Genomic DNA, 13448 nt, shown 5'->3' on the forward strand with positions numbered 1-13448 from the left:
CTTGGCGTATTGGCCGATCAGCACGCCGGCCTGGTAGTTGTCGGTGGCGAACAGGGCGTCGGTGGCGCTTTGCGGGTCGGTCGGGCTGTCGAGCGCGATCACCATCACGCCCTTCTCTTGCGCCTTCTTGATGGCCGGGATGATCGCCTTGGCGTCGCTGGGCGTGATCAGGATGGTCTTGGCACCGGCGGCGATCATGTTCTCCATCGCCGCCACCTGGCCGGCGTTGTCGCCGTCGGTCTTGCCGGCGCCCGAGAGCAGCTTGGCGCCCTTGGTCTTGGCCTCGGCCGTGGCGCCTTCCTTCATCTTGACGAAGAAGGGGTTGGTCTCGGTCTTGGTGATCAGGCCGATCACGGGCTCGGCGGCCTGGGCGGGGAACTGGGCGGCCAGCGCGGCAGCGGTCACGGCGGCGGCGAGGGTGAGCTTGAGCATCGGGTTGTCTCCTGGGATTGCGGGCGGACCGCCTGCGGGGCTTGAAGTAAATCCGGGCCCTTTTCATGGGGCTTTGCGTCGGGGGGCGATGCAACTATAGTTCGCTTTGAGTTATTAAATCAAGTTGATTTATTTAGTGTTAACCCGAAGGAGACATCAACATGTTCGTGGTCTGCGGTGAAGCTCTGATGGACGTCTACATGGGCGAGTCCACGCCCACCGGCCTGCGGCTCGACGCCCGCATCGGCGGCTCGCCCCTCAATGTGGCGCAGGGCCTGGCGCGGCTGGCACGGCCGGCGGCCTTCCTTTCCACGGTGTCGACCGACGCCATCGGCGAGCGCCTGCTGGCGTCGCTGGTGGCCGAGGGCGTCGACACCTCGCTGGTCTTGCGCAGCGACGCTCCGAGCACGCTCAGCGTCGTCAGCATCGACGTCACGGGCGTGCCTCGCTACGACTTCCACGGCAACGGCGCGGCCGACCGGCAGCTCACGCCCGGCATGCTCCCCGCGCTGCCGGCGCAGACACGCGTGCTGCAGCTCGGCTCCTACGCGCTTGTGGTGGAGCCGGTCGGCAGCACGCTGCGCGCGCTGGCGGGTGCCGCCCGTGCACGCTGCCTGATCGCCTACGACCCGAACGTCCGCCTCAACGTCGAACCCGACATTGCCCGCTGGCGCCAGGTGGTCGAGGACATGGTCGCGCTGGCCCACCTGGTCAAGGTGAGCGAGGAAGACCTCGCCCTGCTCTACCCGGGCGAATCACCCGAGCAGGTGGCGCCGCGATGGCTGAAGCGGGGCGCGGCCCTGGTGGTCGTCACGCGCGGGGGCGCGGGCTCCAGCGCGTGGACGGCCAATGCACATGCCAAGGCGCCGTCCAAGCCGGTGAAGGTCATTGACACGGTCGGCGCCGGCGACACTTTCCAGGCTGCCCTGCTGACATGGCTGGACGAGCACGATGCGCTTGCGCCCGCGGTGCTGACGACACTGGCCGACAGCCAATTGGAGGCGCTGTTGCGCTTCGCAGCCCAGGCCGCTGCCATCACCTGTTCGCGCCGCGGGGCCGATATGCCCAGGCGATCCGAGCTGCCCTGAGGCTGCCGATGGCCGGACAAGAAAAAAGACCGGCTCAGGAAAGCCGGTCTTCAGAGGGAAAAGGCAGCGCTCAGTAACGACCGCCGCCGTACCCACCGTTGCCATAGCCAACGTCCGAGCGTTTGCCCGTGTTGTAGCCAGCCGCGCTGTAGCCACCCGAGCCGCCACCCTCTTCGCGCGGCCGCGCCAGGTTCACGACGATCGAGCGTCCATCGACGGACATGCCGTTCAGCCCCGTGATGGCGGCTTGCGCCGCTTCGGCAGAAGCCATCTCCACAAAACCGAAGCCCTTGGAGCGGCCGGTCTCACGGTCCATCATGACCCTGGCCGAAGCGACGCTGCCAAACTCGGCAAAGTTGCTTTCCAGGCTGGAATCGGTCACGGAATAAGGCAGGTTGCCAACGTAGATTTTGACGCTCATGAAAAGAGCCTTTCTGAATGAAGGTGCGCAACAAAGGTCGCGCCGGTGGGAGCACGGGTGAGCGGATCGGGAGTCCGCAGCATCTGAAACGGGTCGTGAGCCAACCAGGAAGTCGGTTGGCTGCAGCTCTACAGACCCACCGGGCGACGAAGTCGCCAAACGGCCTGCATGGGATGGACGTTTGCTCCGAGCCGGCACTGCGAAAACCCACCGTTCAAACGATGGGGCCCGCAATAAATCGATTATATCAACAATCGATATTTGATCGATTGTCTGTATTCTGAACGGTGACTTGTCGCGGCGCTGGCGAGCGGCTTCCTGGCCTGAGGCGGGCCAGGCGGGTTATCGAACGCCGGCCGCTCAGCTCGTGAAGAACGCCAGCAGATCCGGGTTGATGACGTCCGCGTGGGTGGTGAGCATGCCGTGCGGCAAGCCCTTGTACACCTTGAGCGTGCCGTTCTTCAGCAGCTTGACCGACTTCAGCGCCGCATCCGCGATCGGCACGATCTGGTCGTCGTCGCCATGCATGACGAGCGTCGGCACCGTGATCGCCTGCAGGTCCGCCGTCTGGTCGGTCTCCGAAAAGGCCTTGATGCCTTCGTAGTGCGCCTTGGCGCTGCCCATCATTCCCTGGCGCCACCAGTTCTGGATCACCCCCTGGTAGACCTTGGCCCCTTCCCGGTTGAAGCCGTAGAACGGACCCGCCGCGACGTCGAGGAAGAGCTGTGCCCGGTTGTCTGCCACCCCTTTGCGAAAGCCGTCGAAGACCTCGATCGGCAGGCCTTCCGGATTGCCCGCGGTCTTGAGCATCAGGGGCGGCACCGCGCTCACGAGCACGGCCTTGGCGGCACGGCCACTGGGCTCGCCGTGCTTCGCGACGTAGCGGGCGACCTCGCCGCCGCCGGTCGAGTGGCCCACGTGGAAGACCTTGGTCAGGTCGAGCGCCTCGACCACCGCGAAGGCATCAGCGGCGTAGTGGTCCATGTCATGGCCATCGCTGACCTGCGACGACCGACCGTGCCCGCGGCGGTCGTGCGCGATCACCCGGTAGCCGCGCTGCACGAAGAACAGCATCTGCGTGTCCCAGTCGTCGCTGGAAAGCGGCCAACCATGATGGAACATGATCGGCTGGCCGTCCTTGGGACCCCAATCCTTGTAGAAAATCTCGACGCCGTCCTTGGTCTTGATCGTGCTCATGGGCTGAAGGCCTTTCTGAAAAGCTGTTGGGTTCGGGTGTGACCGGGGTCACACGATATTTTGAACGGATCCTCCACGCAAGTCTCGCACCAGTCGCGCGCGCGGCGCCCTTAGACTCGAAGCCAGATGACCGCCAAGCTTTCAGCCGTCACGCGCGAACGACTTCGGCGCTTCATGCGGGTCGAGCGCATGGCCGCAGCCATCGGCGCGGGCGTCGGTGCCGTCTACGCGGGCGCGATGGCCGCCCCGGACGCTCGCTCGCTGCTCGCTTCCCTGCTGGTCTCCGTGCCGATCGGCGTCATCAGTGCCGTGCTCACGGCTTCGTCGATCGCCGGCATCGAGATGTTCCTGCTGCCACGCGCTTCGATGCGCTGGCTCGACGCACTGCCCTTCGCCGCGGTGTTCATCCTGAAGACGCTTGTCTACGGCGCGATCGCCTGGGCGGTGATCGCTGGCCAACCAGGGCAGCGATTGTTGGGCGTCGTCACCGCCTACGACGTCCGCACCGGCCTGATCGCGGCTTTTCTCTCGCTGGTGCCGGTTGCCGTCATGGTGATGATGTTTCAGGCCGCAGGCCTCGTCGGCTACCGCACCTTCATGGCCCTGCTGACAGGCAAGTATCGACAGCCCTTCCCCGAGCGACGCTTCTTCCTCTTCGTCGACGTGGTGGGCTCGACCGCCATGGCCGAGCGGCTCGGGGCCCTGCAGGCACATCGCTTCCTGGCCGCGGTGTTTTCAGCGGTCGCCGAACCGATCGAGCTGTGGCGAGGCGAAATCTACCAGTATGTCGGTGACGAGATCGTGATCACCTGGGTCGAGGCGGACGGCGTCGTCGATGCGCGGGCGCTGCGCTGCTTCTTCGCGATGCGCGCGGCGATGGCCGCCGACGCGAACCGGTTTGTCCAGCGCTTCGGCGTGCGGCCGGAACTGCGTGCGGCGCTGCACCTGGGCGAGGTCATCGCCGGCGAGGTCGGCCAGGTGCGCCGTGCGATTGTCTACCATGGCGACGTCATGAACACGACCGGGCGCCTCGAGCAGGCGACCCGCGAAGTCGGATGCTTGTTCATCGCCTCGGCGGAAGCGCTGGCCTCCCTGGGGCCACCGCCCGAGATCCGTACCCACGACCTTGGGGCGCTGGCACTGCGCGGACGGGTCGAGCCCATTCATGCGTTCTGCGTCGAAGAGTCGGTCAAGAGCGTCTTGAAGCGCGCACTTTGAGCAGGCTGTTTTCCAGCGGCGCCCATGCCGCCGACGTGTCCGGTCGTTGCCCTGCCGGTCTCGCCCGCACCATGCTCGCGATGCCTGCCGCCAAGGCCAGCACGGCACCGATTCCAAGCCCGATCCTGGGGGCAGCGTCGGCGGATGCGGCGGTGAACAGCAGGCTCATGACGATCCCCCCTGCGGTTTGACCCGCCAGCCTGGCGGTCCCCTGAAGGCCTCCGGCAGCCCCGCTCCGATCGTCGGGCGCGGACAGGAAGATGTTGCGGTTGTTCGGCACCTGGAAAAGCCCGAAGCCCAGTCCGCACGCCATGGTGATCAGGATCAGCGGCTGCGGCCGCCCCTCCAGGGGCCACAGCGAGGCCGCCGCGAGCCCCATCGCGAGCAGCGTGGCGCCCGCGGCGCAAAGCCACGCCGTCGGCACGCGGTCGGCGAGACGTCCTGCAAGGGGCGCCGCGACCGCCACGGCCAGGGGCCAGGGCGTCATGAAGATCCCTGTCGCCAGCGCGCCCTGCCCCAGGCTGTGCTGCAGGTAGAAAGGAAGCGCCATCAAGCCCGCTGTCGTGCCCGCGAAGCAGCACATCGAGGCGATCACCGAGAGGCGCAGCGACGCCGAGCGGAGCAGGTCCAGCGGGATCAGGGGCGCGGCCTTCGGCATCTCCCGCCGGACCAGCGCCGCCAGACCGAAAGCCGCTGCGGCGAGGAGCACGGCCGCCAAGGCCGGCGCCTCGATCAGCAGCTCGGCGCCAATGACCAGCGAGGCCAGGGCCCCCGCGTTCAGCGCCACGCTGACCAGGTCGAGGCGGCGCGCCGTCCCGTCGAGCGCCGGCAATGCACGCGTGGCGATCAGAACCAGGCCGCCCAGCGGCAGGTTCAAGGCGAACAGCCACGGCCAGCTCATGTTCGACAGGATCAGCGCGCCGATCGTCGGACCTGCCGCGGAGGACAGCGCGACCGCGAGCGCGTTCCAGCCGATGGCGGCGCCGAGTCGCCGCGGTGGCACCACGGAGCGCAACAGCGCGACGCCCAGCGCCATGACCGCCACGCCGCCGAGCCCTTGGACAAAACGGGCCGCGACGAGCCACGGCAGCGAAGGCGACAGCGCGCACAACGCGGAAGCGACCGTGAACACCGCAACGCCAAGCCCGAGCACCCGGCGATGGCCCAGGCTCTCGCCCAACGCCGCGCAAGGCAGCAGGCCCATCATCAACGCCGCCTGGTAGGCCGTGACGACCCATACCGACATCCCCGGCGCGACCTGCAGCGATCGTCCGATCGTCGGCAGCGCGACGTTGACGATGCCCGCATCGAGCACCACGAGCACCATCGCCGCCAGCACCGCCGCCACGGCGGCAGCCCGCGAACCTTGCGCGGTCGAGACTTCGATCATGGCGTGCCGAAAGTCCAGACGCCGTCCTTCTCGACATAGCGCGTCACCCGATGTTCGTCCTTGTCTTCCTTCTTGAGGTCGCGCTCGGTAAACCGGTACAGGAGCGCCGGCCCTTTCATGCACCGCGTGTCATGGATGTCCCCCGGCAGATACACCTGGACCTGGCCCGGCCGCATCAGGGTCGAGTCCCGCATCTCGAGCCCGACAGTGCCGTCGCGGTTCACCACCCGCGCATAGGTTCTCATCTCGATCTCGCCTTGCTGGATCGCGTAGATGACCCAGCCCCGGCCGTGGTCATGGGGTGGTCTGTAGAGCCCGGCGTATTCGGAATGCGCCAGGAGCACGAAGCCGTGGGTCGGATCGCGATAGAGCTCCTTGTTCGCCGGCGCTTCGCCGTGCAAGGCTGCGAGCCAGTCTTCCGTGGCCGGTGCCCGGAGAAGGTCGGCCAAGTGGCGCTTGCACCCGGCGACCACCTGCTCGCTCAGCGGGCCCCAGACCGACTTGATTCCCTGGATCGATGCTTCGAGCGTGTTGCTGGCCATGACTTCTTCCCTTTCAGTTGCGCTTGGACGACCCTCGTCAAGCAGTGCTCGAACGATAGGACGCCAGCATGAATTGCGGAAGGCGCAGCAGTTGCAACATATACGTGCACCAGACGCCATGTCAGCCCGAACGTGCTAGCTTCGGGACATGTCGACGCCTGATCTGAACCTGCTCGTCACCCTCGACGTCCTGCTGGCCGAAGGCAGCGTCGCGGGCGCTGCGCGACGTTTGCGCCTGAGCCCTTCGGCGATGAGTCGGGCCCTCGCGCGATTGCGGGAAACCACCGGCGACCCGCTGCTGGTCCGCGCCGGGAGGGGCCTGGTGGCCACCCCTCGCGCGCTGGAACTGCGCGAGCGCGTCAACCAGCTCGTCCAGGAGGCCGAGGCGGTCCTGCGGCCTGCCGCGGCGCTCGACCTCCGGGCGCTGGTCCGGACGTTCACGCTGCGCACCAGCGAAGGCTTCGTCGAGACCTTCGGACCCGGTCTGCTCGAGCGCGCCGGGCGTGAAGCGCCCGGCGTGCGGCTGCGTTTCATGCAGAAGGCGGACAAGGAGAGCGCATCCCTGCGCGACGGCACGGTTGACCTCGAGACGGGGGTCATCGGTAGCACCACCGGCCCGGAAGTCCGCGTGCAGGCCCTGTTCCGGGACCGATTCGTTGGCGTCGTGCGCACCGGGCATCCGCTGTGTCGAGGCGACATGACGGCAGCCCGGTACGCGGCCGGAAGGCACGTGGTCGTGTCGCGGCGCGGCGCCGACAAAGGGCCGATCGACGAAGCCCTGAAGCCGCTCGGCCTGGAGCGCGAGGTCGGGACAGTCGTCGGCGGGTTCGCGACCGCGCTGGCACTGGCTCGGGCCTCCGACCTGATCGCCAGTGTTCCTGAACGCCACACCGAAGGCCTGCGCGCCGGCATGCACAGCTTTGGCCTGCCGATGCCCGCGCCGGAGATCACCGTGTCGTTGCTCTGGCACCCGAGGCTGGATGGCGACCTGGCGCACCGCTGGCTGCGCCGTTGCGTCCGGGACGTCTGCGGCGCGTTCACGCCCCCCGACTGCGCCTGACGCCGGGTTCCGGGCGCTCCGTCGCATGGCGATGGCGCGGCGGAGGTCGCGCCATGACGATGGCGACCCCGACCACCCGGCAACCCCTGCCACTTCCTTCAAGGACCCCGCTCATGCGCACCAGACAACGTGGCCTCCTGCTGGCCCTCGGCCTGTTCCTGTCGATCAACGCCCTGGCCAGCCAGGCAGGATTCCGAACCCTCAGCGTTCCCGGCCTTCCCGCGGACCCCGGGCCCATCCCCGTCGCCTTGTTCTACCCCACGCAGGCGCCCGAACGAACCGTCGCGATGGGCCCGTTCACGGTCCATGCCGCCCTGGGCGGTGCGCCTGAGGCGCAGGTGAAGGGCTTGATCGTCCTGAGCCACGGACACGGCGGCTCGGAACTGGCCCACGCCAGCCTGGCTGAAGCGCTGGCACGCGATGGCTACCTGGTCGCCGCGCTGCGCCATCCCGGCGACAACTGGCAGGACGGCTCGTTGCTCGCGAACGGTCCGGCCCGCTACTTCACCGCGCGACCGCAACAGGCCTCGCGCGTGATCGACGCCCTGCTGCAGGACCCCGCCTGGAAGGACCGGATCGCGCGCGACGCCAAGGGGCCGCGCATCGGCGCCGTCGGACACTCGGCGGGGGGCTACACGGTGCTGGCGCTCGCCGGGGCACAGCCCGAGCTGCAACGCCTCGCCACCCATTGCGCGAACGAGCGTGCGGACGATCCGATTCTTTGCAGCCTGGCTCGCACCGGAGACCCGGCAGCGATCCGCACCGGGCAGGCGGATCAGGGGGTGCCGACGCTGTCGGACGGCCGGATTCGCGCCATCGTCGCGCTGGCCCCGCTGGGTGCTGTCATTTCAGCGCGATCGCTGGCCTCGATCAAGGTCCCGACCCTGGTCTACGAAGCCGAACAGGACCGCTATCTCGTCCCGCGCTTCCATGCCGAGTGGATCGCCCGGAACCTGTCCGGGATCGAACTCCGCCGCGTTCCCGGTGCCTGGCACTCGGCCTTCATGGACATCCCCGGCATGCCCATCCCGACGCCCGACGGCGACATCGCGGCCGATCCGCCGGGCTTCGATCGGCCCGCGTTCCTGCAACGGTTGGGCACCGAGATCCCGGCCTACTTCGACAGGATCCTGAACTCGGGCGGGGATGAAGGAACGCGCGCCCGTTGAAATGGGTCTGTCGGCCCCTACGCCGCTACAGGCCGCTTCGCCAGTTCAAGCTTGGCGATGGCATTGCGGTGCACCTCATCGGGTCCGTCGACGATGCGCACGGTGCGCTGGTGCGCATAGGCCTCGGCCAGCCAGAAGTCCTGGCTGACGCCGGCCGCGCCATGCGCCTGGATCGCCCAGTCGACAACCTTGCACGACATGTTGGGGGCCACCACCTTGATCATGGCGATCTCGGCACGCGCTTCCTTGTTGCCGACCGTGTCCATCTTGTAGGCCGCGTTCAGCGTCAGCAGGCGCGCCTGGTCGATCAGGCAGCGCGACTCGGCGATGCGCTCGTGCCAGACCGATTGCTCGGCCAAAGGCTTTCCGAAGGCGATGCGCGAACGAAGCCGGTCGCACATCAGTTCCAGTGCGCGCTCGGCGGCGCCGATCGAGCGCATGCAATGGTGGATGCGTCCCGGGCCCAGGCGGCCCTGGGCGATCTCGAAGCCGCGGCCCTCGCCCAGCAGGATGTTGCCGACCGGCACGCGCACGTTCTCCAGCAGGACTTCCATGTGGCCGTGCGGTGCATCGTCGTAGCCGAACACCGAGAGGTGCCGCAGCACGCTCACGCCGGGCGTGTCGCGCGGCACCAGCACCATCGACTGCTGCGCATGGCGCGGCGCCTCGGTGTCGGTCTTGCCCATCACGATGAAGATCTTGCAGCGCGGGCTGCCCGCGCCGGAAGAGAACCACTTGCGGCCGTTGATGACGTATTCGTCGCCTTCCCGCGTGATGGTGCACTGGATGTTGGTGGCGTCCGAGGAGGCCACGGCCGGCTCGGTCATCAGGAAGCCCGACCGGATCTCGCCGGCGAGCAGCGGCTCGAGCCACTGGTCCTTCTGCGCCTCGGTGCCGTAGCGTTCGATGGTTTCCATGTTGCCGGTATCGGGCGCCGAGCAGTTGAACACCTCGCCCGACCACGAGACACGTCCCATCACCTCGCACAGCGGTGCGTAGTCGAGGTTCGAGATGCCCGGCACGCCGCGGTGCTCGTGCGGCAGGAACATGTTCCAGAGGCCGGCGGCGCGGGCCAGCGGCTTGAGCTCCTCGATCAGCGGCGAGACCTGCCAGGCATTGCCCTGGCGACGAAACGCATCCATCTCCTCGTGATAGCGCGCTTCGTTGGGATAGATGTGCTGGTCGAAGAATTGCCGCAGGCGCTGCAGCAGGTCTTGCGTCTTGGGGGAGGGTTCGGCAAACATGGTGTGTCCTTCGTTCTGGAGGGTGGCGTCCGTTCGTGGCGCCCGGTGTCCGCGATTAGAACGCGGCCGCAGCCAGGATGCCGTCTCCCTTGTGACGCGGTGGCTAGACCCCGGCCACCGGGTCCGCGGCTGCGAATCGCGGTTCAGGCTCCGCCCAGGCCTTCGCCGGCCCGAAGCTGAAGCTGGCGTAGCCGTCCTGCACGGCCGCCGCCGTGTATTGGCGGTAGGCATGGAAGCCGCCGGTGAACAGCGTCAGCCCCTGCGGCTTGTCCTTCACGTTGGCGCCCACCCACCAGGTCTTGGCCTTGTTGATCAGCGAGCGCCTGGCCAGGTTGCGCACCACGCCCATCCAGTCCTCTTCGGCCTGGGGGGTGGGCTCGATGGTCTTCAGGCCGTTCTTGTGCATGTGCGTGATGGCCCCGGCGATCCAGTCCACGTCGTGCTCGCTGATGCGGATGATGTTGGCGAGCGCCGCCGGACCGTTGGGGCCGGTGGTCATGAAGAGGTTCGGGAATCCTTCCATCATCAGCCCCAGGTACGAGCGCGCGCCCTCCTTCCACTTGTCGTTGACCGTCCGGCCGTCGCGCCCGGTCACTTCGAAGGCCATCATGGCGCCGGTGAGTCCGTCGTAGCCGGTGGCGAGGATCAGCATGTCGAGCTCCACCTCGCCCGACTCGGTGCGCACGCCCTTCTCGGTGACCTCGACAATCGGATCGGCGAGGCAATCCTTCAGGTGCACGCTCGGCAGGTTGTAGGTCTCGTAGTAGCTGGAGTCCAGGCAAGGCCGGCGGGCGAAGATCGGATAGCCCTTGGGCTTGAGCTGCTCGGCGACCACCGGGTCCTTGACGATCTCGGGGATCCGGTTGCGCACGAACTCCGCCACCTGCTCGTTCGCTTCCTCGTTGAGCATCAGGTCCGAGAAGGTGCCGAGCATGGCCAGGCCGCCCTGCTTCCAGGCGTCTTCCAGCAAGGCCTGGCGCTGCGCCCGCGTGACGCTGAAGAAGGCCCGCGTCGACTGGGGCCGCGTGCCGCCGACGGCGCTGTTGCGTGCCGCCTCTCGGATCCCCGGGTAGTGCCGCTTGACCTCGGCCACGTACTCGGCGTCGAGTTCGACATTGCGCATCGGCATGGTGAAGCTCGGCGTGCGCTGGAAGACGAAGAGCTCGCCGGCCTGCGGGCCGATCTCCTGCACGATCTGGATGCCGGTCGACCCGGTACCGATGACACCGACGCGCTGGCCTTCGTAGCTGACGGGTTCGTGCGGCCACCTGGCCGCATGCAGCAGGCGGCCCTTGAAGCGTTTCACGCCGAGGATGTCCGGCTCCTTCGGGACCGACAGCGGGCCGGTCGCCATGACGCAGTACGGCGCCTCCCAGGTCTCGCCGCGGTCGGTCTTGAGCACCCACAGCGAGCGGGCCGCGTCCCAGCTGGCCCGGTTGACCCGTGTGTCGAACTGGAAGTGCGGGCGCAGGCTGAGCTTGTTGGCGACGAAGTCGATGTAGCGCAGCAGCTCGGGCTGGGCCGCGAACTGCTCCGACCAGGTCCATTCCTGCTCGATCTCGGGCGAGAACGAATAGCTGTAGTCGATGCTGGGCAGGTCGACTCGCGCGCCCGGATAGCGGTTCCAGTACCAGACCCCGCCCAGGTCGCCCCCGGCCTCGAAGGCCTGCAGGCGGAGGCCCATCTCGCGAAAGCGGTGGACGGCGTACATGCCTCCGAAGCCGCCGCCGACCACCAGGACGTCGACGCGTCGGGTGCCGGGGCCGTTCTGAGCGAGGGCGGTGTTGAGGTTCTTCGAGGTGTCGGCGTTCATGCGCATCTCCATGGGGGTTCTGGTCAACAAATTGGGGCCGCACCAGGGCGGGTTCGCGGGGTCAGGCGGCGTTCCGGCCGGTCATGCGGCCAGCACCCCGCCGTCCACCGGCAGGGTGACGCCCGTGATGTAGCTGGCCATCGACGACGCCAGGAACAGCGCCGGCTCGGCGATCTCTTCGGGCCGGCCGACGCGGCCCAGCGGCGTGCGGCGCAGGAAGCCCTGCAGCCGCTGCGGATCGGCGCGGGTGGCATCGGTCATGGCCGTCTCGATCACGCCGGGTGCGATCGCATTCACGCGGATGCCGTCCGGCGCGAGGTCGACGGCCATCGACTGGGTCAGCATCTTCACCGCGCCCTTGGAGCCCGAGTAGCCGATGCAGCCGGCCTGCGCGATGAAGGCCGCGCCCGAGGCGATGTTGATGACGCAGCCTCGCGTCTGACGCAGCGCCGGCAGGAAGGCATGCAGCAGGTTGAAGCCGCCCATCACGTTGACATCGAACACGCGGCGGATCTTGCGATGCGCGTCCGGCGCGTCGATGCCTTCGCGCAGCAGGATGCCGGCGTTGTTGACCAGCACGTCCAGCATGCCGATCTCGCGGCCGACCCGTTCGGCCAGCTCGTCGCAGGCCGGCACGTCGGTGATATCCAGCGCGAAGGCCCGGGCGCTGCCGCCGGCCTCGGCGATCTCGCGCACGGCGGCTTCGCAATCCTCGGCGCGCAGGTCGGCCAGCACCACGCGGGCCCCGGCGCGCGCATAGCGCATGGCGATGGCGCGGCCGATGCCGCCGGCAGCGCCGGTCACGAGGGCGAGCCGGCCCTGCAACAAAAGGGGGTCGGGACGCTCAGTCATGGACAGCTCCGGCACGCGAGGTCCGGGGCGGCACTGCGGCCGCCTCGGGGGCCTGGCCGAGTCTCGCGCGGCGGGCCAGGAAGGCATTGACCTCGCCCACGATACCCCGGCGGAACAGCATGACCACCAGCACGAAGACGGTGCCCTGGACGATCATCACCGCCTCGGCGAAGGCCGACAGCTGGTTGGCCATGGTCACGACCACCATCGCGCCCACCACCGGGCCGAGCATGGTCTGCAGGCCGCCGACGATGCCCATCAGCAGGGCTTCGCCCGAGGTGACCCAGCTCACGTCGGTGAGCGTGGCGATCTGGAACACGATGCTCTTCATTCCGCCGGCCAGTCCGGCCAGCGCGGCCGAGAGCGTGAAGGCCAGCAGCTTGTAGCGGTTGACCCGGTAGCCCAGCGAGATGGCGCGCGGCTCGTTGTCGCGGATGGCGGTCAGCACCTGGCCGAAAGGCGAATGGACGACGCGCCAGATCAGCCAGAAGGCGGCCACCACCGCGACCATGACCACGTAGTAGAGCGTGAGGTTGTCCTGCAGGCTCAGCAGGCCGAGCAGCTTGCCGCGCGGCACGTTCTGGATGCCGTCCTCGCCGCCCGTGAAGGGCGAGCGCAGCGCGATGAAATAGACCAGTTGGGCGCAGGCCAGGGTGATCATCGAGAAGGCGATGCCCGCGCGCCGGATCGCCAGCACGCCGGTGGTGGCGCCGATCGCCGCCGCCACGGCCGCGCCGAAGAGCACGCCCAGCGCCGGGTCGAAGCCCCAGACCTTGACGGCATGCGCCGTCGCGTAGCCGGCCGAGCCGAAGAACATGGCATGCCCGAAGGACAGCAGCCCGACGTAGCCGACCATCAGGTTCAGCGAGGCCGCGAGCAGCGCGAAGCACATCAGCTTCATCAGGAAGATGGGGTAGGCCACGAACGGCGCGGCGAGCAGCGCCAGCGCGCCGGCGGCCAGCAGGACCGTGCGGTGGCGCTCGAAGAATGTGGGGGTAGCGGTCATGTTGTCTCCTTCGAGC

General features: G+C 68.1%; 13 protein-coding genes. 4 read left to right on the forward strand and 9 right to left on the reverse strand.

Annotation, left to right across the window (positions count from 1 at the left end; all coding sequences use genetic code 11):
- On the reverse strand, positions 1 to 432 hold a 432-nt coding region (locus QTI68_RS31410), incomplete at its 3' end, for a substrate-binding domain-containing protein (protein ID WP_286527162.1).
- Positions 433 to 593: 161 nt separating this feature from the next.
- Here QTI68_RS31410 and QTI68_RS31415 point away from each other — a divergent pair.
- On the forward strand, positions 594 to 1520 hold the full coding sequence (locus tag QTI68_RS31415; protein ID WP_286527164.1) for a carbohydrate kinase family protein: 927 nt from the start codon (positions 594 to 596) through the stop codon (positions 1518 to 1520).
- A gap of 70 nt (positions 1521 to 1590) precedes the next feature.
- Here the strand turns inward: QTI68_RS31415 and rbp are convergent, their stop codons facing one another.
- Both rbp and QTI68_RS31425 read right to left on the reverse strand, forming a co-directional pair.
- The gene (gene rbp / locus QTI68_RS31420; protein ID WP_286527165.1) at positions 1591 to 1941 is read right to left on the reverse strand and encodes an RNA-binding regulator; all 351 of its coding nucleotides are present in this window, start codon (positions 1939 to 1941) and stop codon (positions 1591 to 1593) included.
- Positions 1942 to 2301: 360 nt separating this feature from the next.
- Positions 2302 to 3138, reverse strand: a complete 837-nt coding sequence (locus tag QTI68_RS31425; RefSeq protein ID WP_286527167.1) for an alpha/beta fold hydrolase — start codon at positions 3136 to 3138, stop codon at positions 2302 to 2304.
- A 126-nt stretch (positions 3139 to 3264) separates the two neighbouring features.
- Between QTI68_RS31425 and QTI68_RS31430 the strand changes: the two genes are divergently transcribed.
- Positions 3265 to 4356, forward strand: coding sequence for an adenylate/guanylate cyclase domain-containing protein (locus QTI68_RS31430; protein ID WP_286527169.1), 1092 nt, complete (start codon positions 3265 to 3267; stop codon positions 4354 to 4356).
- Here QTI68_RS31430 and QTI68_RS31435 read toward each other — a convergent pair.
- Both QTI68_RS31435 and QTI68_RS31440 read right to left on the reverse strand, forming a co-directional pair.
- On the reverse strand, positions 4328 to 5746 hold the full coding sequence (locus tag QTI68_RS31435; protein ID WP_286527171.1) for an MFS transporter: 1419 nt from the start codon (positions 5744 to 5746) through the stop codon (positions 4328 to 4330). The genes QTI68_RS31430 and QTI68_RS31435 overlap by 29 nt on opposite strands.
- Positions 5743 to 6288 carry a cupin domain-containing protein gene (locus QTI68_RS31440; RefSeq protein WP_286527173.1) on the reverse strand — a complete coding sequence of 182 codons (546 nt, stop codon included), beginning with the start codon at positions 6286 to 6288 and terminating at the stop codon, positions 5743 to 5745. Before QTI68_RS31440 ends, QTI68_RS31435 begins: the two co-directional genes overlap by 4 nt.
- Positions 6289 to 6436: 148 nt before the next feature.
- Here QTI68_RS31440 and QTI68_RS31445 point away from each other — a divergent pair, with 148 nt between their 5' ends.
- Complete coding sequence (locus tag QTI68_RS31445) at positions 6437 to 7348, forward strand: LysR family transcriptional regulator (RefSeq protein ID WP_286527176.1); 912 nt, start codon at positions 6437 to 6439, stop codon at positions 7346 to 7348.
- A 113-nt stretch (positions 7349 to 7461) separates the two neighbouring features.
- On the forward strand, positions 7462 to 8517 hold the full coding sequence (locus tag QTI68_RS31450) for an alpha/beta hydrolase family protein (protein WP_286527178.1): 1056 nt from the start codon (positions 7462 to 7464) through the stop codon (positions 8515 to 8517).
- A gap of 17 nt (positions 8518 to 8534) precedes the next feature.
- Here QTI68_RS31450 and QTI68_RS31455 read toward each other — a convergent pair whose 3' ends face one another.
- The 4 genes from QTI68_RS31455 to QTI68_RS31470 form a co-directional block, all read right to left on the reverse strand.
- The gene (locus tag QTI68_RS31455) at positions 8535 to 9761 is read right to left on the reverse strand and encodes an acyl-CoA dehydrogenase family protein (RefSeq protein ID WP_286527179.1); all 1227 of its coding nucleotides are present in this window, start codon (positions 9759 to 9761) and stop codon (positions 8535 to 8537) included.
- 103 nt (positions 9762 to 9864) lie between these two features.
- The gene (locus QTI68_RS31460) at positions 9865 to 11574 is read right to left on the reverse strand and encodes a flavin-containing monooxygenase (protein WP_286527182.1); all 1710 of its coding nucleotides are present in this window, start codon (positions 11572 to 11574) and stop codon (positions 9865 to 9867) included.
- Positions 11575 to 11655: 81 nt separating this feature from the next.
- Positions 11656 to 12426 carry an SDR family NAD(P)-dependent oxidoreductase gene (locus tag QTI68_RS31465; protein WP_286527184.1) on the reverse strand — a complete coding sequence of 257 codons (771 nt, stop codon included), beginning with the start codon at positions 12424 to 12426 and terminating at the stop codon, positions 11656 to 11658.
- A complete protein-coding gene (locus QTI68_RS31470) occupies positions 12419 to 13432 on the reverse strand; it encodes a branched-chain amino acid ABC transporter permease (protein WP_286527187.1) in 1014 nt (337 codons plus the stop codon). Before QTI68_RS31470 ends, QTI68_RS31465 begins: the two co-directional genes overlap by 8 nt.
- Positions 13433 to 13448: the final 16 nt, after the last annotated feature.

The organism is Variovorax sp. J31P207 (assembly GCF_030316965.1).
GTDB lineage: Bacteria > Pseudomonadota > Gammaproteobacteria > Burkholderiales > Burkholderiaceae_C > Variovorax > Variovorax ginsengisoli_B.

Excerpts from the sequence above, each read along its gene's own strand:
- QTI68_RS31425 (WP_286527167.1), bottom strand. The coding sequence starts at position 3,138 with ATGAGCACGATCAAGACCAAGGACGGCGTCGAGATTTTCTACAAGGAT.
- QTI68_RS31460 (WP_286527182.1), bottom strand. The coding sequence starts at position 11,574 with ATGAACGCCGACACCTCGAAGAACCTCAACACCGCCCTCGCTCAGAAC.
- QTI68_RS31455 (WP_286527179.1), bottom strand. The coding sequence starts at position 9,761 with ATGTTTGCCGAACCCTCCCCCAAGACGCAAGACCTGCTGCAGCGCCTG.
- QTI68_RS31440 (WP_286527173.1), bottom strand. The coding sequence starts at position 6,288 with ATGGCCAGCAACACGCTCGAAGCATCGATCCAGGGAATCAAGTCGGTC.
- QTI68_RS31435 (WP_286527171.1), bottom strand. The coding sequence starts at position 5,746 with ATGATCGAAGTCTCGACCGCGCAAGGTTCGCGGGCTGCCGCCGTGGCG.
- QTI68_RS31450 (WP_286527178.1), top strand. The coding sequence starts at position 7,462 with ATGCGCACCAGACAACGTGGCCTCCTGCTGGCCCTCGGCCTGTTCCTG.
- rbp (WP_286527165.1), bottom strand. The coding sequence starts at position 1,941 with ATGAGCGTCAAAATCTACGTTGGCAACCTGCCTTATTCCGTGACCGAT.
- QTI68_RS31470 (WP_286527187.1), bottom strand. The coding sequence starts at position 13,432 with ATGACCGCTACCCCCACATTCTTCGAGCGCCACCGCACGGTCCTGCTG.
- QTI68_RS31415 (WP_286527164.1), top strand. The coding sequence starts at position 594 with ATGTTCGTGGTCTGCGGTGAAGCTCTGATGGACGTCTACATGGGCGAG.
- QTI68_RS31445 (WP_286527176.1), top strand. The coding sequence starts at position 6,437 with ATGTCGACGCCTGATCTGAACCTGCTCGTCACCCTCGACGTCCTGCTG.
- QTI68_RS31430 (WP_286527169.1), top strand. The coding sequence starts at position 3,265 with ATGACCGCCAAGCTTTCAGCCGTCACGCGCGAACGACTTCGGCGCTTC.
- QTI68_RS31465 (WP_286527184.1), bottom strand. The coding sequence starts at position 12,426 with ATGACTGAGCGTCCCGACCCCCTTTTGTTGCAGGGCCGGCTCGCCCTC.